This window comes from Pseudocitrobacter faecalis, assembly GCF_965231525.1.
Lineage (GTDB): Bacteria > Pseudomonadota > Gammaproteobacteria > Enterobacterales > Enterobacteriaceae > Pseudocitrobacter > Pseudocitrobacter faecalis.
In genome coordinates, this window is sequence record NZ_CBDDNJ010000002.1 from 487675 (window position 1) to 506925 (window position 19251).

The 19251-nt window shown below is 52.0% G+C and carries 19 protein-coding genes; 4 read left to right on the forward strand and 15 right to left on the reverse strand.

The window, feature by feature from the left end:
- Positions 1-30: 30 nt before the first annotated feature.
- The 5 genes from ACOXYR_RS02980 to ACOXYR_RS03000 form a co-directional block, all read right to left on the reverse strand.
- On the reverse strand, positions 31-1317 hold the full coding sequence (locus tag ACOXYR_RS02980; RefSeq protein ID WP_108475938.1) for an ABC transporter substrate-binding protein: 1287 nt from the start codon (positions 1315-1317) through the stop codon (positions 31-33).
- A 12-nt stretch (positions 1318-1329) separates the two neighbouring features.
- Positions 1330-2457, reverse strand: coding sequence for an ABC transporter ATP-binding protein (locus tag ACOXYR_RS02985; protein WP_421356485.1), 1128 nt, complete (start codon positions 2455-2457; stop codon positions 1330-1332).
- Between the two features lie 12 nt (positions 2458-2469).
- Positions 2470-3372 carry a carbohydrate ABC transporter permease gene (locus tag ACOXYR_RS02990; RefSeq protein WP_108475940.1) on the reverse strand — a complete coding sequence of 301 codons (903 nt, stop codon included), beginning with the start codon at positions 3370-3372 and terminating at the stop codon, positions 2470-2472.
- The gene (locus ACOXYR_RS02995; protein ID WP_108475941.1) at positions 3365-4255 is read right to left on the reverse strand and encodes a carbohydrate ABC transporter permease; all 891 of its coding nucleotides are present in this window, start codon (positions 4253-4255) and stop codon (positions 3365-3367) included. The genes ACOXYR_RS02990 and ACOXYR_RS02995 overlap by 8 nt, the downstream gene beginning before the upstream one ends.
- A 475-nt stretch (positions 4256-4730) precedes the next feature.
- Positions 4731-5057, reverse strand: coding sequence for a cupin domain-containing protein (locus tag ACOXYR_RS03000; RefSeq protein ID WP_108475942.1), 327 nt, complete (start codon positions 5055-5057; stop codon positions 4731-4733).
- A 142-nt stretch (positions 5058-5199) separates the two neighbouring features.
- Here ACOXYR_RS03000 and ACOXYR_RS03005 point away from each other — a divergent pair, with 142 nt between their 5' ends.
- Positions 5200-5892, forward strand: a complete 693-nt coding sequence (locus tag ACOXYR_RS03005; RefSeq protein ID WP_421356486.1) for an aspartate/glutamate racemase — start codon at positions 5200-5202, stop codon at positions 5890-5892.
- Positions 5893-5954: 62 nt separating this feature from the next.
- Here ACOXYR_RS03005 and ACOXYR_RS03010 read toward each other — a convergent pair whose 3' ends face one another.
- Positions 5955-6878: a LysR family transcriptional regulator gene (locus tag ACOXYR_RS03010; protein WP_421356487.1), complete on the reverse strand. Its 924-nt coding sequence runs from the start codon at positions 6876-6878 to the stop codon at positions 5955-5957.
- Positions 6879-7140: 262 nt separating this feature from the next.
- Between ACOXYR_RS03010 and lysA the strand changes: the two genes are divergently transcribed.
- A complete protein-coding gene (gene lysA, locus ACOXYR_RS03015; protein ID WP_421356488.1) occupies positions 7141-8403 on the forward strand; it encodes a diaminopimelate decarboxylase in 1263 nt (420 codons plus the stop codon).
- Here lysA and ACOXYR_RS03020 read toward each other — a convergent pair.
- The 6 genes from ACOXYR_RS03020 to galR form a co-directional block, all read right to left on the reverse strand.
- Complete coding sequence (locus tag ACOXYR_RS03020) at positions 8373-9404, reverse strand: LacI family DNA-binding transcriptional regulator (RefSeq protein ID WP_108475946.1); 1032 nt, start codon at positions 9402-9404, stop codon at positions 8373-8375. The two genes, lysA and ACOXYR_RS03020, sit on opposite strands and share 31 nt — an antisense overlap.
- A gap of 148 nt (positions 9405-9552) precedes the next feature.
- On the reverse strand, positions 9553-9969 hold the full coding sequence (locus tag ACOXYR_RS03025; RefSeq protein ID WP_421356489.1) for a hypothetical protein: 417 nt from the start codon (positions 9967-9969) through the stop codon (positions 9553-9555).
- 149 nt (positions 9970-10118) lie between these two features.
- Positions 10119-10604, reverse strand: a complete 486-nt coding sequence (locus ACOXYR_RS03030) for a hypothetical protein (RefSeq protein ID WP_421356490.1) — start codon at positions 10602-10604, stop codon at positions 10119-10121.
- A gap of 4 nt (positions 10605-10608) precedes the next feature.
- A complete protein-coding gene (locus ACOXYR_RS03035) occupies positions 10609-11478 on the reverse strand; it encodes a hypothetical protein (protein WP_421356491.1) in 870 nt (289 codons plus the stop codon).
- 34 nt (positions 11479-11512) lie between these two features.
- Positions 11513-11992, reverse strand: a complete 480-nt coding sequence (locus ACOXYR_RS03040; RefSeq protein WP_350435979.1) for an Hcp family type VI secretion system effector — start codon at positions 11990-11992, stop codon at positions 11513-11515.
- A gap of 165 nt (positions 11993-12157) precedes the next feature.
- On the reverse strand, positions 12158-13174 hold the full coding sequence (gene galR, locus ACOXYR_RS03045) for an HTH-type transcriptional regulator GalR (protein WP_108475947.1): 1017 nt from the start codon (positions 13172-13174) through the stop codon (positions 12158-12160).
- 399 nt (positions 13175-13573) lie between these two features.
- Here galR and aas point away from each other — a divergent pair, with 399 nt between their 5' ends.
- Both aas and lplT read left to right on the forward strand, forming a co-directional pair.
- Complete coding sequence (gene aas / locus ACOXYR_RS03050) at positions 13574-15733, forward strand: bifunctional acyl-ACP--phospholipid O-acyltransferase/long-chain-fatty-acid--ACP ligase (RefSeq protein ID WP_189623925.1); 2160 nt, start codon at positions 13574-13576, stop codon at positions 15731-15733.
- Entirely contained in the window at positions 15726-16919 is a 1194-nt protein-coding gene (gene lplT, locus ACOXYR_RS03055) for a lysophospholipid transporter LplT (RefSeq protein WP_407731522.1), read from the forward strand. The genes aas and lplT overlap by 8 nt, the downstream gene beginning before the upstream one ends.
- A 44-nt stretch (positions 16920-16963) precedes the next feature.
- On the opposite strand, the gene ACOXYR_RS03060 is transcribed toward lplT, so the two are convergent.
- From ACOXYR_RS03060 to ACOXYR_RS03070, 3 genes are all read right to left on the reverse strand, one after another.
- On the reverse strand, positions 16964-18004 hold the full coding sequence (locus tag ACOXYR_RS03060) for an NADP(H)-dependent aldo-keto reductase (RefSeq protein ID WP_108475950.1): 1041 nt from the start codon (positions 18002-18004) through the stop codon (positions 16964-16966).
- Between the two features lie 126 nt (positions 18005-18130).
- Entirely contained in the window at positions 18131-18349 is a 219-nt protein-coding gene (locus ACOXYR_RS03065; RefSeq protein ID WP_015963194.1) for a YgdI/YgdR family lipoprotein, read from the reverse strand.
- 125 nt (positions 18350-18474) lie between these two features.
- The gene (locus ACOXYR_RS03070) at positions 18475-19188 is read right to left on the reverse strand and encodes a TerC family protein (protein WP_108475951.1); all 714 of its coding nucleotides are present in this window, start codon (positions 19186-19188) and stop codon (positions 18475-18477) included.
- Positions 19189-19251 lie beyond the last annotated feature (63 nt).

Sequence of the window (19251 nt, forward strand, 5' to 3'; positions counted from 1 at the left end):
GCGCCAGGGTATTGAGTGACAAGGTGGGGATTAACGCATGGCGCGACGCAGAATACGTTCCGCCTGGCGCTGGAAGTCTGCGGCAGCCTCTTCCACGGATTTCTGACCATAATCGATGTATTGCAGGGTGGTGCCGAACTGGGCGACGATCTGCGGGTCATCAAAGTACGGCGACACGCTCAGTTTGGTCGGCAGAGACTGCGCCAGACGCAGGCCGGATACCGCCGGATCGTCCTCTTTGATGATGCCGTCTTCGGTCAGGAATTTCACCGCAGCCTTGCTCAGCGGCACGCCGCGCTCCAGGCCGAGCGTATCGACCGCTTCTTTGTTGTTCAGCAGGAAGTTGATTAACTTCGCCGCCGCTTCGGGGTTTTTCGTCGACTTACCGATAGAGAGCATCTGCGCCGGTTTGAAGAACAGGCCCGCGTCGGTTGCGCCTTCCAGCATCGGATAGTTACCCAGCTCCAGTTTTGCAGGCGGCTTCAGGTTGTCAGAATATTTATTAATGGTGGAGTTCCACATGTAGGTTCCGGCCCATTCGCCCTGGATCCACGGCTTCATTTCGTACATGTTGCTCTTACCGAAAGAGGCGTAGTACTTGGTATCCGGCATCACGTGGCTGTCGATGAGTTTTTTGTACATCTGGAAAAACTCATTCCACTGATCTTTGCTCCAGGCCAGTTTTTTGGTCTTCTCGTCAATGGCGGCGGTGTTGTACTTCTGCACCATATACGAGTTCAGCAGCGCCAGGGTATCCTGATGCTCAAGCACCACCGGGTAGTACTGCTTACCCAGTTTGCTTTCGAAGGTTTTGCCCGCTTCCATCAGCGCGTCCCAGGTTTTCGGGTACTCAACGCCGGCTTTTTTCCAGGTTTCATCGTTGAAATAGAACACACGCGCAGTTACCGAAATCGGAATGCCGTTCAGCTTGCCGTTCACCGTGGTGGTTTGCAGCTCTTTGGCATCGAACTGGCTCAGGTCGATGACATCTTTCATTTTATTCAGGTCGTAGAAGCCATCACCTGTTTTGGAGAAAATCGGCAACCAGTTCCAGTTGGTTTGCATCACATCCGGCTCGGTACCGCCCGCAATCTGGGTGGTCAGGCGGGAGAGGTGACCATCCCAGCCGGTGTATTCCGCTTTAACGTTGATATCAGGGTTCTGTTTATGGAACTCTTCCAGCGCCTTCAGAGTAACCTGGTGACGGCCATTGCCGCCCCACCAGGACATACGTAAATCCACATCTTTTGCCATTGAGGGTAAAGCAGTCAGCCCCAAAATGGTGGAGATTGCTGCGCTTAAAAGCACTTTTTTCATTTTAATACTCCATTAAAGAGAGAGGTTCTGTTCTGTTTTTGCGTCAAAGATATGACACTTATTCATGTCAAACGTAAAGTACACTTTGCGATTAAGACCCTTATCAATCATGGGCTTAGCTTCGTCTGAAGGAATGCGCGCCGTCAGTTCGTAGTTGGCTACTTTCAGGTAGACGAAGAACTCATGGCCCATGTTTTCAACGCGTACCATCTCGCCGGTGCAACCGCCTTCGGCAAAAGGCTCATCTGATACGGAAACGAATTCCGGGCGAATACCGTAGAACACGTCTTCATTTTTATGGCCTGCCAGTTTCTGCTCTAACACGTTGCTCAGCGGCAGGAATTCGTCGCCGATGGTCAGATAGAGATGCCCCTCTTTATCCACCAGTTTGCTGGCGCGAATGTTCATTTCCGGCGCGCCGATGAAGCCCGCGACGAACATGTTTTTCGGCTTGTGGTAGAGGTTATCCGGCGTGTCGACCTGCATGATGTGGCCCAGCTTCATGACGCAGATACGGTCGCCCATGGTCATCGCTTCGGTCTGATCGTGGGTGACATACACGGTGGTTGCCGGTTTGCCCGATTTCTTCAACTGCTTATGCAGGTCAGAAATACGGATGCGCATCGACGCGCGCAGTTTGGCGTCGAGGTTGGAGAGCGGTTCATCGAACAGGAATACGTCGGGTTTTTTCACAATCGCGCGGCCTACGGCCACACGCTGCGCCTGGCCGCCGGAGAGCTGGCGCGGCAGCCTGTCCAGCAGTTCATCCAGCTCAAGAATTTTCGCTGCTTCATCGACCTGTCTGTCGATTTGATCTTTCGGCATTTTGCTCAGCTTCAGGCCGAACGCCAGGTTCTCGCGCACGGTCATGTGCGGATAGAGCGCATAGTTCTGGAACACCATCGCAATGCCGCGCTCTTTCGGCGCGAGGTTGTTCACCACTTTCTCACCAATGCGCACTTCGCCACCGCTGATGGTTTCCAGCCCGGCCAGCATGCGCAGGGTGGTGGATTTGGCGCAGCCCGATGGGCCAACGATCACCATAAATTCGCCTTCAGCAATTTTAAGGTCGATACCATGTACCGCTTTGAAGCCGTTGGAGTACACTTTTTCCAGTTTGTTGAAAATCACTTCAGCCATGATATATCCCTCTTAACCTTTAATTCCGCTGCTGGTCACGCCCTGTACGAAGTAGCGTTGAGCCAGGAAGAACACAATGATGGACGGCAGAATGGAGATGCTCGCCATTGCCAGAATTTCGTTCCACGGCGCACCTTCGGTGACGTCAATGGACATTTTCAGTGCCAGTGCAATCGGGTACTTATCGACGCTGTAGACGTAGATCAGCGGGCCGATAAAGTCGTTCATGGACCACATGAACTGGAACAGTGCGACAGAGATAATGGCCGGTTTCAGAATCGGCACCACCACGTACCACAACACCTGAATCGAGTTACAGCCGTCAATTTGCGCCGCTTCTTCCATGTCACGCGGCACGCCGCGCAGGAACTGAATCAGCATGAAGACGAAGAACCCCTGCGTGGCGAAGGCCAGCGGCAGATACAGCGGCATGTAGCTGTTCAGCATGCCCATTTCACGGAACATCAGGTACTGAGGAATCAGCAGTACGGTGCTCGGCAGCAGCATGGTGGTGATGAGCGTGGCGAACCAGAATTTCTTCCACGGAATGTCGAAGCGGGCAAAGCCGTAGGCGACGATGGTGGAAGAGATAATGGTCAGAATCACCTTCGGAATCACATATTTGAAGGTGTTCAGCATGTAATGGCCGAAGTTGTATTCGGTACCGGTTTTCCAGCCGTTGATAAACCCTTCCCAGGTGGCATGAGCAGGCCACAGGCCCAGGGTGGTGAAGATCTCGTGGTTCGGCTTGAACGACGCCGAGAACATCCACGCCAGCGGGTAAAGCATCAGCAGGCCAACGAACAGCAGTATGGTATAGCGAACCCATGCGTTGATTTTTTCGCGTCTCAGGGTGCGGGCAACCTCACGTTCAGCAATGCTTCTTGCTTCGTCGATTTGTTGAATATCAGCCATTTTTGCCTCCCTTATCGGCGGAGTAGAACACCCAGTATTTTGAAGACTTAAAGGCGATGGCGGCGAAGACCGCGACGACCAGGAACAGAACCCACGCCAGCGCTGCGCCATACCCCATATCGAAGTATTTAAACGCCGTGTCGTAGATATAGAGCGAGAACAGATAAGTGGAGTAAGTTGGGCCGCCGCCGGTAATCACGTACGGGCCGGTAAACTCCTGGAACGCCTGAGTGGTTTGCATGATGAAGTTGAAGAAGATAACCGGCGTAATCAGCGGCACCGTCACTTTCATAAACATCTGCCATTTGGAGGCGCCATCGATCATCGCGGCTTCGTACTGCGATTGTGGAACGTTTTGCAGTGCAGCCAGGAAGATAACCATCGCGGAACCGAACTGCCAGACGCGCAGCAGAGTGACAGACATCAGCGCCAGAGACGGCTCGCCCAGCCAGTTAATGGCGTCGAAACCGAACACGCCGAGGAAGCTGTTCAGCAGGCCGTCGATGGCAAACAGTGCGCGCCACAATACGGCGATGGCCACCGAGCTACCGAGAATTGACGGAATATAATAGGCGGTACGGAAGAACCCAATCCCGCGTAATTTAAAGTTAAGAACAAACGCAATGCCCAGGGCAAATGCGAGTTTCAGCGGAATGGTTAAAAATACATACGCGAACGTTACGCCCATTGATTTCCAGAAGAGCGTATCTTCGGTAAACATATAGCGATAGTTCTCAATGCCGTTAAATACCGGCGGACTCATCAAGTCGTACTCAGTAAAACTGAGAAAGAAAGATGACACAAACGGGAAGGCCGTAAAGATTATCAACCCAATGATATAGGGCGAAATCCAGGCCAAACCCAGCATTCTGTTTTCATTCATAGATACCTACCTGGCAAACAAGTTTGTAAAACGGATTGAGGTTCGGTCATCGCTCCACACGAGGGGCACGGGGCGCGGAATTCACGGTGTTAGCTTGGTGTCGGTCATACGATTCTTCCCTGTAAATAAATGTTGTATAAGGCTTTTTAACTTTTCATTCCATTGGTGGTGTTTTGCTGTTTCAACTCTGATGTTTTGTAATGCGTGATTAGTAAAACACCGTTTTAATTTTATTTTATTGCTATTTGTTTCCGCGTCATGCGTTTAATGATGGAAATGTGATCGAAGTCGAAACGATGTTTCAATTAAGTGAGATGGGTAGTGTTTCTGCGTGGGTGGTATGGAAGTAGATAAGTGAAATTATCCCCTAACCCCCTGAAATTAGTGATTCCATTAATGGTTATCAGGCTAATGCTTGATTATATGAAGTAAAAAAGGCCCCCATGAAATGAGGGCCTTAGGCGGGGTGAGGATATTAGTCTTTGAGAAAATCCTGGCGCATCGGAGTAAAGGTATCGAGCAGCGTACCGGCCTGCAGGCAAACACATCCGTGCATGATTTCCGGTTTTTTATAGAGCGTATCCCCCGCACGCACGACGTGTTTTTCGTCGCCGATGGTGAATTCAAATTCCCCGGAAAGCACGTAGGTCAACTGCTCATGCGGATGGTTATGCAGCGGGCCTATGGCTCCCTGCTCAAAGTTCACCTCTACCGCCATCATTTTGCCATCATGGGCGAGGATACGACGGGTGACGCCGTTACCCAGATCTTCAAGGGTGGTCTCTTTATGAAAAATAAACATCAGGCCGTCCTGTAGTAAGTTGAAACAATGTTTCATTTAACTTATCTCAGAATGCGTGAAAAAGAAATCGGCTGCTGGAGAAGTGGAAAGTTGATCACAAGTTTGGTTCACTGGACGGTACGTGAAAAACCGAGGGATGAAAATGAAAACGATTGGGCTGTTAGGTGGCATGAGCTGGGAATCAACCATTCCCTACTATCGACTCATTAATGAAGGTGTGAAGCAGCGTCTGGGCGGGCTACATTCGGCACAAATTCTGCTGCATAGTGTTGATTTTCACGAGATAGAAGCCTGTCAGTCGAACGGTGACTGGCCGCGTGCGGGTGAGATTCTGGCGCAGGCGGCGAAAGGGCTGGAGCAGGCTGGCGCGGAAGGTATCGTGCTGTGTACCAATACTATGCACAAAGTCGCAGAACAAATTGAGAACACCGTTACTGTGCCATTCCTGCACATTGCCGATGCGACCGGACGTGCGATTCAAAAAGCGGGGCTGAACAACGTTGCGCTGCTCGGTACGCGCTACACAATGGAACAGGATTTCTATCGCGGCCGTCTGCAACAGGAATTTGCCATCAGTACGCCGATCCCGGACAGCGACGACCGCGCGCGTATCAACCAGATAATCTTTGATGAGTTGTGCCTTGGCACCTTCTGCGAGGCGTCACGTGACTATTACCTCGAGGTGATTTCCGCACTGAAAGCGCAGGGTGCGCAGGGCGTGATTTTCGGTTGTACCGAAATTGGCCTACTGGTGCCTGCGGAGCTCAGCCCGCTGCCGGTATTCGACACAGCGGCGATCCACGCGGCGGACGCGGTGGATTTTATGCTCTCCTGAGCCTTAATGCCCGGTGGCGCTTCGCTTACCGGGCCTACAATATTGCCGCCATCCGGCAGCTCTCACGGCGCGAGAACGTTATTCAACGTATCGGTAATCGTGCCCAGGTTTGCCTGTATGTGTTGCGTAAATGCCTCAACCAGCGCCGAACCGGGCCGGTGGAGCGGGCGAATCAGGCTCACGGTAAAAGGCACATCTTTACTGAAACGGCGTATCACTACACCGCTGTTAACGTAATCCAGGGCGGTGAACGGGTTAACCACTGAAATTCCCGCGCCTGCCCGCACCAGCGCGCAAATCGACGCCGCGCTATGGGTTTCTACCACCATTCTCCGTTTCACCTGATGCTCGTTGAATAACGTATCCAGCAGCTGGCGATAGCTGTCGGTGCGCGACAGGCTGATATAGTTCTCGCCCTGAAAATCTTCCGGCGTCAGTACGCTTTTTGCGGTCAGTGGGTGATCCTGCGGCAGAATACAGACTTCGTTGAGCGTAAGCAGCGGCGTGCGCTCAGTCCCTGCGGGCGTGTGCAGTGTTTCCGTTAGCCCCAAATCGTGGCGCTGGGCAGAGAGCCACTCTTCAAGAAGCGGCGACTCCTGCGGCACGATTTGCAGGCTGACATCCGGGTAGCGCGCCAGAAAAGGTTGGATCAGCAACGGTAAAAAGGATTGTGAAAAGACGGGTAAGCATACAATCGACAGTTCGCCCTGACGAAACTCGCGCAGGCTTTCCGCCGCGCTGACGATGCGATCGAGCCCATACCAGGAGCGTTGCACCTCTTCAAACAGTCTTAGCCCCTGCACGGTAGGATGTAGGCGGCCACGGCTGCGTTCAAACAGCTTCAAACCGAGCACTTTTTCAAAGCGCGCCAGTTCGCGGCTGACCGTGGGCTGCGAGGTGTGCAGCAGGTGCGCGGCTTCCGTCAGGTTACCGGCGGTCATTACCGCATGGAAGATTTCAATATGACGCAGGTTGACGGCGGGCATGAGAGACTCCTGGTTTGTGCGTTTTTTCCCCTCACCCCGACCCTCTCCCTGAGGGAGAGGGAGAAAACCCGTGTCGGTCTGTCCCTTCTCCCTGAAGGAGAGGGAGGAAACCCGTATCGGTCTGTCCCCTCTCCCTCAGGGAGAGGGTTAGGGTGAGGGTTGTATATCATTTTTGCATAGACTCACCATAAAACGATATTTTTTATTCCCTTCAGCCTGTGGCGTAATCGGTAAAAAGCAATATTTGACACCGGAGCCATCTATGCCACGCCCCCTTAACAGTACCGACACCGATCTGACTGCAGAAAACCTGCTGCGCCTGCCCGCTGAATTTGGCTGCCCGGTCTGGGTGTATGACGCGCAAATTATTCGCCAGCAGATTGCCAAACTGAGCCAGTTTGACGTCGTGCGTTTTGCCCAGAAAGCATGTTCGAACATCCATATTCTGCGTCTGATGCGCGAGCAGGGCGTCAAGGTGGATTCGGTGTCATTGGGTGAGATTGAGCGCGCGCTGGTGGCGGGCTATCAGCCGGGCGCGGATTCTGATGATATCGTTTTTACCGCCGACACTATCGACGACGCGACGCTTTCGCGCGTTCAGGAATTGCAAATCCCGGTTAACGCCGGATCTGTCGATATGCTGGCGCAGCTGGGTGAGGTGTCCCCAGGCCATCGCGTGTGGCTGCGCGTGAATCCCGGCTTTGGTCACGGTCACAGTCAGAAAACCAACACTGGCGGCGAAAACAGCAAACACGGTATCTGGTACAGCGATCTTCCGGCCGCGCTGGACGTGATTCAGCGTTATCAACTGAAGCTGGTAGGCATTCACATGCACATCGGTTCCGGCGTGGATTATGCGCATCTGGGGCAGGTTTGCGGCGCAATGGTACGTCAGGTCGTTGAATTTGGCCAGGATCTGGAAGCAATCTCTGCCGGTGGCGGATTATCGATTCCGTATCGTGAAGGTGAAGAAGCGATCAACACCGATCACTACTATGGTCTGTGGAACGGTGCGCGTGAGCAGATTGCTAAACATCTGGGTCACCCGGTAAAACTGGAACTCGAACCGGGGCGCTTCCTGGTGGCGGAGTCTGGCGTGCTGGTGGCACAGGTGCGGAGCGTGAAAGAAATGGGAAGCCGCCACTTTGTGCTGATCGACGCCGGGTTTAATGACCTGATGCGTCCGGCAATGTATGGGAGCTATCACCATATTTCCGCGCTCGCCGCCGACGGGCGCGACCTGTCGCAGGCGCCACTGGTTGAAACGGTGGTTGCCGGCCCGCTGTGTGAATCGGGCGATGTCTTTACGCAGCAGGAAGGCGGAAAAGTGGAAACGCGTGCCCTGCCTGCGGTGAAGCCGGGCGATTATCTGGTGCTGCACGATACTGGCGCGTATGGCGCATCGATGTCATCGAACTACAACAGCCGCCCGCTGCTGCCGGAAGTGCTGTTTGATCATGGTGCAGCGCGTTTGATTCGCCGCCGCCAGACGATTCAGGAACTGCTGTCGCTGGAACTGGCGTAATAGGGCCCCGTCGTCACCGTATCACGCAGCACCAGCGTGCCGGTAAACGGTGGGATCGTTTCAATCGGCTCGCCGTTGGCGAGCTTAATGGCCTGATCGATAGCGGTCACAATCATGTTATCGATCGGCAGATACACCGTCGACAGGCCAGGCTCCAGCCATTTCGCGCTTGGTGCGTCATCGAAGCCAAACAGCGAAATATCCTGCGGAATACGCAGCCCCGCCTGATGCAGCGCTTTTGACGCGCCCAGCGCCATATCATCGTTACAGGCGAATAGCGCGCTGAACGGCACTTTTTCGCTAATCAGTTCATTGCACTTCTCAAATCCGCAGGTCATGCCCGCATCGCCATATTTGATCTTCGCCGGATCCCACGCAATGCCATGTTTTTCGAGCGCATTTTTATACCCTTCCAAACGCGCTTTCCCCGTTGGCGTGTGAATAGGAACCGTGAGGCAGGCGATATCGCGATGGCCCTGTGAAATCAGATATTCTACCGCCTGAAACGCAGCATCCTGCTGTTCGAAGAAGACGCAGCGCTCTCGCGCCTGGCTGACGTCGCGGTTGATCACCACCAACGGCATAGGGATGGAATCGATGAGCGACATGATGGTTTCTTCGCTCATAAAACGGGTATAGAGCACAATCGCATCGCACTGGCGATCGGCCAGCATCTGTACTGCCTGCTTCTCTCGCTCCGGCTCGTCGTGCCCATCGGCGACAATCAACTGCTTGCCCCAGACTTCCGTCTGGCGCGACGCCTGCTGTAACAGGCGGCCAAAATAGAAGCCGTCAAAGGTTGAGACAATCAGCCCAATGCTATTGCTGGTGCGGTTTGCCAGTGAGCGCGCCAGAAAATTTGGCCGGTAGCCCAACTCTTCCATTGCTTTGAACACCTGCTGACGGGTGCTCTCTTTTACCTGACCTGTGCCGTTCAAGACGCGGGAAACCGTTGCTTTCGAAACGCCTGCGCGAATTGAGACATCCAGCATTGTTGTCATTGTCTGTTCCTGATGCCACGTGATTTCCGCAGTTTATCACAGACATTCAGGGGGATATGCGTTGAGAACGCGGCAAATAACTATCGGGATCACGGTTTTGAAGGGAAGTGCTGGAACCGCGGCACCTGGGATCACAGGCAGAGCCTTCTTACTCTTTGCGCGCCTCTTCCCTCATCAGGCGTTGGCAGTCTCCAACATCCCGAACGTAGTAATACCTGAAGCCTTCTGGTTCGCATGTTTTGTAGGGGGAAAATACTCCCAGCCAGATGGTGACGAGCAGAACAATGACCTGCGTAATGATTAAAAGTGGGATCATTATGCAAGCCGCGATGCACATTATAAAATCAACGTTTTTGGGGCGTTTAACGCCGAAGATAATCGTTAGTACGCCCAAAATAAACCCGCAACAAAATCCCGGTGCCGTCATTAATAATGAAAAATCAGAACCATTAAAATATATGATGTCGCCATAATGAAAGATTGATGTAAGTTTGAATACTGTCAGTGTGGTGGAATAGTCATAAAGAATGAGTATAGAAACAGTGCTGATAATGGCACCGCTCATGAAAGATTTTACTCTATTCCAACGTGGTGGATTGTTATTATCTTTTTTTGTAATTGCTTTAGATTTTATTTTCAATCTTGATGTTATCTCTTGTAGTTAGCTACCAGGTACTATTATGAAGGAGAGAAGTTTACGTACGTTTTGTCCTTTCAGTCTCTGCGCGCCTCTTCCCTCATCAGGCGTTGGCAGTCTCCAACATCCCGAACGTAGTAATACCTGAAGCCTTCTGGTTCGCAGGTTTTGTAGGGGGAAAATACTCCCAGCCAGATGGTGACGAGCAGACAAAGGAATTGAGTAAGAATGATTAGCATGATTAAGATTAACGTAATGAAGTTCATGGTGAAGTCTATTTTTTTTGGGATCTTTCCTTTGTTGAAGAAAGCAAATACTACAGTTACCATAGCAAAGAAAAAAATTGGAATGCCTAGAGGAAGAACTATCTCATAGCTGTTGAAGTAAATAACTTCTCCATAGTGAAAGAGAGAGGTAAACTGATACATGGCCATATCTTCTGTTGTCGATTTTATGAACCATATCGCAAATACAATTACAAAAACTCCAGAAAATGGGATTTTTATTTTATCCCAAGATGAAGTGATTATTTTTTTAATTTTGGTTTTTATATTTTGTAACATTTAGCTAGTTCCTGACTTGATAAAGGAAGTAATTTTCATGATCAAAGTGTTTTCTATGCCAATATTGATTTAGAGACTGTTCAATAAATGCATCCCTTATAATATTTTTTAATTTTAGGGATGTCTCTAATTTACAATCAAGTTTGTTAAGTCCAACATTTGTCAGTATGTTAAAGGACAAAACGAGTCCCGTTGTTATAATTATTGATAGCGGTGATAAAATTAATAGGTTCCAAACAACAAATGTTGCCAGGCTGGAAATGACCAACTTAGCAGTATCCATGGAAATATCGCCAAGAAAGTCAATAAGGTTATATTCTGATTTAAGAATCAACTCTAATCCTCGCCAGGCTAAGGAGAAGTAGATACAAAACTTAGCACCATTGATAATGGCTGAGTTTATCCCTCGCTTCCCAATCCCAAATTCCAGCATCTGAAGATTATTTGCACGATAACGTGTGCCATTAAGAATTCTACGCAGGCCCGGATAACCACTGATCTTGATGTATTCAACTCCATTCACACGATACGGCGTGGCCTTGATGAAGAGAGCTCTGAGATTAAAACAAATTTTATTTGCATCTCGCCAGGTCATGAGCAATGTTGTATTTCGCAAGCCATCCCAGACATCTTTAATATTACCCGCTCCCATTCGATATGACATAAAATCATCGGTATAGCCAATTAAATCATCTACAATACCCTGAGCTTCATCAATAGTCAGCAATAGAAAATATTGTGTGTTGTTTTCCATCATCTCTTCCAGTAGTGGCAGAGATTGTAAGAATGCGTGGTCGGGGTTGAGGCTATTAATCTGCTGTCTGCCAGATAATATATCGCCTAAATAGTCCCCCATACTATCATTTCTAAGCATTTACTCACTCCATATAGTAATCCATATCCAGATGTTAAAGAATACGGTCTTGCCAAAAGCTAAAGGCACAGGTGCCGGCAATATTGTGCTCCCAGTTGATAGATTCGTAGGAGAAAGCAATTTTTTCCTGCATTTCTCCACCGGGCTCAAGAATACAGTGTGGAATAACGAAATCTATGTTGGCTATATGGGCTTTGGACAGTTTGATTTGATAACACCGTTCATTACGTCCTTCAGGAGAGGTTCGGTAGATATCAAACTCGCATTCTAATGTTTCGTTTTCTGAGATGGCTTTACCTAATAGTGGTGATGACTTATCGAGAGGCTTAACAATAATCACCTCGTGGTGATTGACGTTTTGCACTCTGCTTATTGAATGGGAGAGCGCGTAAACCAATATCTGATCCCTATGACTGACTTGCGCTTTATTACCTACTGATTGTAATGAAGAACATCCCGCTGAAATAAGCCCCTGGGTTTCCCCCTTGAGGGTGAGATAAACAATGTTAGCCATGACGCTGAAGTCTCCTTCACGAAATAATCTATTTATTATTTCCAGAAAGCGTTAAGCGAAATGAGAGGCGATACATAAACAGGGGCTTTTAGGAAAAGTGCTCGGGATGGTGGGGAAATAACAATAAAATAAGACGGGGGCGTGCGGCGCTCCCCGTCTGAAACACTATGCTTTATCACTTTCCGCAGGCACCGATACCGAATGACGGCGCACAAGCGTTGGGCTAAAGAGGTGCGTTACCTCAGGAACCGGACGTTTTTCCGCCAGCGCCAGCGCCAGTTCTGCCGCCTGCGTCGCCATGGTGACAATTGGGTAACGAATGGTGGTCAGGCGAGGGCGCACGTAGCGTGAGACCAGAACATCATCGAAGCCAATCAGAGAGATCTCCTGCGGTACATCGATGCCGTTATCATTGAGCACGCCCATTGCCCCTGCGGCCATCGAGTCGTTATAGCAGGCCACGGCGGTGAACTGTTTTCCGCGCCCCAGCAACTCAGTCATTGCCTGTTCTCCACCGCTTTCATCGGGTTCAGCGAAGGTCACCAGCCGATCATTACACGGCAGCCCGTTCTCTTTTAGCGCGTCGTAATAGCCCTGCAAGCGGTCTTCCGCATCGGAAATCGCGTGGTTCGAGCAGATGTAGCCAATCTTTGTATGTCCCTGTTGAATCAAATGACGTGTTGCGAGCCACGCGCCATAGCGGTCATCCAGCGCTACGCAGCGTTTTTCAAAACCCGGCAAAATCCGGTTAATCAGCACCATGCCGGGCATCTGCTTCATCAACCCGGTCAGTTCCGCATCGGGGATCATCTTGGCGTGTACCACCAGCGCCGCACAGCGGTGACGAATCAATTGCTCAATGGCCTGGCGTTCTTTTAATTCGTTGTGATAGCCGTTGCCGATCAACAAAAAGTTACCAGTGTGGTATGCCACCTGCTCAACGGCTTTGACCATGGCGCCAAAGAAGGGGTCGGACACATCGCCTACCACCAGACCCACGGTTTCCGTTGACTGCTGCGCCAGCGCACGGGCGTTGGCGTTTGGGTGGTAATTGAGCGTTTCCATAGCCGACGATACCGACTGACGAGAAGCATCGCTGGCTTTCGGGGAATTGTTGATTACGCGGGAGACGGTGGCGACAGAGACGCCAGCCAGTCGAGCCACATCTTTGATAGTCGCCATACACTGCCTTTTTGATGGGTAAACGGTTACACCACTGTAGTGTTACGGAAATTTATCACAGGTTCAAGGCCGGGAGAGGGTTGATAGAAATATCTTTGATATTGACCCAATGGCACAAAAAGGCGGTAAGTGATTCTAAAAAAACGAATCCAAACTTTTGCTTACACTTTGCGAAGGGCTGTTGCGGTTCTGTGCTGGAGAAAGCAGCAACGGGATTGCTACTCTGATTATCCCAGAGGTATTGATAGGTGAAGTCATCCATAAGGTTGACTGACTTGAATTACACCAACCTGCGCAGATGCGCAGGTTTTTTTTTGTCAAGAAACTGGGGTTTGCTGCTTTTCCGCTGTTTTCTCATGTACCCTGCTTGCAGAGAAAACTTTGGCAAAAGGAGTTGGTATGGTTATTGGTTTTTTTCGGCAGCTTTTTAAAGTTCTGTTTCGGGTCAGGGTGACCGGCGACACAGCGGCTTTATCGCAATCTAAGGTGCTGATTACCCCGAACCATGTCTCATTCATTGACGGCATCCTGTTGGCGCTGTTCCTGCCAGTGCGCCCGGTTTTTGCTGTTTACTCTTCTATTTCGCAAAAATGGTTTATGCGCTGGCTTGCGCCGCTAATCGATTTTGTGCCGCTAGACCCGACTAAACCCATGTCCATCAAACACCTGGTGCGCCTGATTGAACAGGGCCGTCCGGTGGTGATTTTTCCTGAAGGGCGTATTTCGGTTTCTGGTTCGCTGATGAAAATCTATGACGGCGCGGCCTTTGTGGCGGCGAAGTCAGGCGCGACGATTATCCCGGTACGAATTGAAGGGGCCGAGCTGACTTACTTCAGCCGTCTGAAAGGACTGGTGAAACAGCGCCTCTTCCCGCAAATTCGGCTGCATCTGTTGCCGCCGACCCGCATCGATATGCCGGATGCGCCGCGCGCGCGCGATCGCCGTAAAATGGCGGGCGAAATGCTGCATCAAATTATGATGGAAGCGCGAATGGCGGTGCGCCCGCGTGAAACCCTCTTTGAATCGTTGATTAGCGCCCAGTATCGTTACGGCGCGAAAAAGCCGTGCGTGGAAGACATTAACTTCCAGCCAGACAGCTACCACAAACTGATGACCAAAACGCTGTTTGTGGCGCGTATCCTCGACAAATATACTCAGAAAGGTGAACGCATCGGCCTGATGCTGCCGAACGCGGGGATCAGCGCGGCGGTCATTTTTGGAGCGATTGCGCGCGGACGTATTCCGGCGATGATGAACTACACGGCCGGTGTGAAGGGGCTTTCCAGCGCCATTACCGCGGCGGAACTGAAGACGATTTTTACCTCGCGCACCTTCCTTGATAAAGGCAAGCTTTGGCACCTGACGGAACAACTGACTCAGGTTCGCTGGGTATTCCTTGAAGATTTAAAAGGCGATGTCACGACCCAGGACAAACTGTGGATTTTCTCGCGCCTGCTGATGCCACGTCTGGCGCAGGTTGAACAAAAACCGGAAGATCCGGCGATTATCCTCTTTACCTCCGGTTCTGAAGGCAACCCCAAAGGGGTGGTACACAGCCATAAAAGCATTCTGGCGAACGTCGAGCAGATTAAAACCATCGCCGACTTTACCGCGAACGATCGCTTTATGTCCGCGCTACCGCTGTTCCACTCCTTCGGTCTGACGGTAGGGCTGTTTACGCCGTTGCTGACCGGCGCGCAGGTGTTCCTCTATCCGAGCCCGCTGCATTACCGCATCGTGCCGGAGCTGGTTTATGACCGTAACTGTACCGTACTGTTTGGCACCTCCACCTTCCTTGGTCACTATGCGCGATTCGCGAATCCGTATGATTTTTATCGTCTGCGCTACGTGGTGGCGGGGGCGGAAAAACTCCAGCAAAGCACCAAAGAACTGTGGCAGGACAAATTTGGCCTGCGCATTCTGGAAGGCTATGGCGTGACGGAGTGTGCGCCAGTGGTGTCTATCAACGTACCGATGGCGGCGAAGCCAGGGACTGTTGGGCGAATTCTTCCGGGTATGGACGCGCGTTTGCTGGCAATCCCTGGCATTGAGAAAGGCGGACGTTTGCAGTTAAAAGGCCCGAATATCATGACTGGCTACCTGCGCGTTGAGAATCCTGGCGTGCTGGAAAAACCGAGCGCCGAGAACCAACACGGCGAGCGGGAAGAGGGCTGGTACGACACGGGCGATATCGTCGCTTTTGACGAACAGGGTTTTGTACAAATTCAGGGCCGCGCCAAGCGCTTCGCAAAAATTGCCGGGGAAATGGTGTCGCTGGAAATGGTTGAGCAGGTGGCGCTGGCGGTATCGCCTGAGAAAATGCACGCGACCGCCGTGAAAACGGATGCCAGCAAAGGGGAGGCGCTGGTGCTGTTTACCACCGATAATGAGCTGACCCGCGACAAACTGTTGCAGTACGCGCGGGCACATGGCGTACCGGAGCTGGCAGTACCGCGTGATATTCGCTGGCTAAAACAACTGCCGCTTCTGGGCAGCGGCAAGCCGGACTTCGTGACGCTCAAAGGCATGGTTGAAGAGGCAGAACAGCACAATGAGTGAGTCAGTACACACTAACACCTCTATCTGGTCGAAGGGCATGATGGCGGTCATTGCCGCCCAGTTTCTCTCCGCATTCGGTGATAACGCGCTGCTGTTTGCCACGCTGGCGTTGATGAAACAGCAGTTTTACCCCGACTGGAGTCAACCCGTTTTACAGATGGTGTTTGTGGGCGCTTACATCCTTTTTGCGCCGTTCGTTGGACAGATAGCAGACAGCTTTGCCAAAGGGCGCGTCATGATGATGACTAACGGCCTGAAGCTGATTGGTGCGGCGAGCATTTGCGTCGGTGTAAACCCGTTCATTGGCTATCTGCTGGTGGGCATTGGGGCGGCGGGTTACTCACCGGCCAAGTATGGCATTCTGGGCGAGCTGACAACCGGCGATAAGCTGGTGAAAGCCAACGGGTTGATGGAAGCATCGACCATTGCCGCCATACTGCTGGGCTCGGTGGCGGGTGGCGTACTCGCCGACTGGCACGTGATTGCGGCGCTGGTGGCCTGTGCTATCGCTTACGGCGGCGCGGTGGTGGCGAACCTGTTTATTCCGAAGCTGGCGGCGGCGCGCCCGGGGCAGTCCTGGCGTTTCCGCCCGATGACCAACAGTTTTTTCAGCGCCTGCAAAACGCTATGGCACAACGGCGAAGCGCGTTTCTCGCTGTTGGGTACCAGTCTGTTCTGGGGGGCAGGCGTAACGCTGCGTTTCCTGCTGGTGCTGTGGGTGCCGGTGGCGCTTGGCATTGCCGATAACGCTACGCCAACCTATCTCAATGCGATGGTTGCGGTGGGCATTGTGGTTGGTGCAGGCGCGGCGGCCAAACTGGTAACGTTGAAAACGGTCGCCCGTTGCATGCCAGCAGGGGTGTTGATTGGTGTGGTGGTGGCGATTTTCGCGCTACAGCATGCGATTCTGCCAGCCTATGCGCTGTTGTTTGCTATCGGGATTTGCGGCGGTTTCTTTGTCGTGCCGCTTAACGCACTGCTCCAGGATATTGGTAAACACTCGGTGGGTGCAGGCAACGCTATCGCCGTGCAGAACCTTGGCGAAAACAGCGCCATGTTGATAATGCTGGGGATTTACTCGCTGGCGGTAATGGTGGGCATCCCGGTTATTGGCGTAGGTATCGGCTTTGGCGTGCTGTTTGCGCTGGCGATTATCGGCCTGTGGCTGTGGGGGCATCGGCGTTAAGCGTGCGTTATAAGCGAGAGGATTTCCTCCTCTCGCCTTTTTCCTTACGGTGCCGGGTAGGTATAAACCTGATGCACCGCTTCAATCTCTGCCAGCACCTCTTCGCTCAGTTCAAGGTGATAGCTCTCGACGTTAGTTTTCAGCTGTTCAAGCGTGGTTGCGCCCAGCAGGGTGCTGGCGACAAACGGTTGACGACGCACAAAGGCCAGCGCCATTTGCGCCGGATCGAGCCCGTGACGTTTGGCGATATCAACATACGCGGCTACCGCTTTCTGCGCCTGCTCACCGCTGTAGCGGGTGAAGCGGCTGAACAGCGTATTGCGCGCGCCAGCAGGTTTCGCACCGTTAAGGTATTTGCCGGTTAACGTGCCGAATGCCAGGCAGGAGTAAGCCAGCAGTTCAACGCCTTCAAACTGACTCACCTCGGCCAGCCCCACTTCATAGCTGCGGTTAAGCAGGCTGTATGGATTCTGGATGGTGACGATGCGCGGCAGGTCGTGTTTATCCGCCAGATGCAGATAGCGCATCACGCCGAAGGCCGTTTCGTTCGAGACGCCAATGTAGCGAATTTTCCCGGCGCGCTGGAATTCGGTCAGCGCTTCCAGCGTATCGAGTAATGAAACTACCGGTGCGGAATCGGCCCAGGTGTAGCCCAGTTTGCCAAAGCAGTTGGTTGGGCGCTGCGGCCAGTGTACCTGGTATAAATCGAGGTAATCCGTTTGCAGGCGGGTCAGGCTGTCATGCAGGGCTTCGCGAATGTTTTTGCGGTCAAGCGCCTGGTTTGGGCGGATGCCGCTGTCGTTATTGCGCGAAGGGCCGCTGACTTTGGAGGCCAGGATGAGTTTTTCGCGGTTACCGCGTTTGGCAATCCAGTTACCGACGTAGGTCTCGGTCAAACCCTGAGTCTCCGGGCGCGGTGGCACCGGATACATTTCGGCGACGTCAATCAAGTTGATACCCTGACTGACGGCGTAATCGAGCTGTGCGTGGGCGTCGGCTTCACTATTTTGTTCACCAAACGTCATAGTGCCCAGCCCAAGAGTGCTTATCTCCAGCGAGCTGTGGGGAATACGGTGGTAGTGCATAGCCAGCTTCCTTTTTCTTAACAACGTCAGGAATGTCCCGACAAAGGAATATAAAAATGGCAGAGGGAGAGAGAAAGTGGAAGCAAAAAGATCAAAAAAGGCCAGCAGGCGGCTGACCTCATTTTCTTAACGTTTAATGATTTGCGAAACGTCGTCGCGATTGATCTGCATTCTGTTACCCTGCTGATCTTCGTAGCTGATAAGCCCCGTGTCGTCATCGACTTCCGGTTTTCCGTCCGTCAGGATCATCCTGCCATCCTTGGTTGCCATCACATAATCACTGCTGCAACCCGACACAGCAAAAGCCAAACCCACTGCGGAAATCAACACCGCCCATTTTTTCATCCTTAATCCCCTTTTATGGCCGCACGTTTATCATTGTAGTAATAACTCAATATTTTGAGAGCATAAAGCAGTAAAGTCTTAAAAAAATAAGATTCAGCCCTCAAAAGAGGGCTGAAGAGGGGAGATTAGAGCGGATTTTTTTTGTTGCGGATGAGGTTCAGGCTCTCGACGCCGATGGAGAAGAACATCGCGAAGTAGATGTAACCTTTCGGTACGTGAATATCGAAACTTTCCAGGATCAGGGTGAAGCCCACCAGAATCAGGAACGACAGCGCCAGCATTTTGACCGACGGGTGGCGGTCAACAAACTCGCCGATCGGGCGAGCGGCGAACATCATCACACCGACGGCAATCACCACGGCGGCCATCATAATGAACAGGTGATCGGACAGACCTACCGCTGTAATGACCGAATCGAGGCTGAAAATAATATCCAGCAGCATAATCTGCACGATGGCGCCCATAAAGGAGTGAACGTTGGTTTTCAGCCCCTCTTCATCGCCTTCGATCGATTCATGAATCTCTTTACTGGCTTTCCAGATGAGGAATAGCCCGCCGACGAGTAAGATGAGATCGCGCAGCGAGATTTCCTGTCCCAGCACTGAGAACAGCGGGTTAGTCAGCTTAACCACCCAGGCGATGGAGGCCAGCAGCCCCAGACGCATAATCATCGCGCCCAGTAGCCCTAAGCGACGGGCGTGGGCACGTTGTGCGGTGGGAAGTTTCGCGACAACCAAAGAGAGGAAAATAATATTGTCGATCCCAAGGACGATCTCCAGAAGCGTCAGGGTGCCAAGCGCCAGCCAGGCGTTGGGATCGGTTATCCATGCAAATAACATCTATAAAGTCCTGCCAAAACGAAAGCGTCAATTATAAGCTTGAGCGGCGGCGGGGTAAAAATA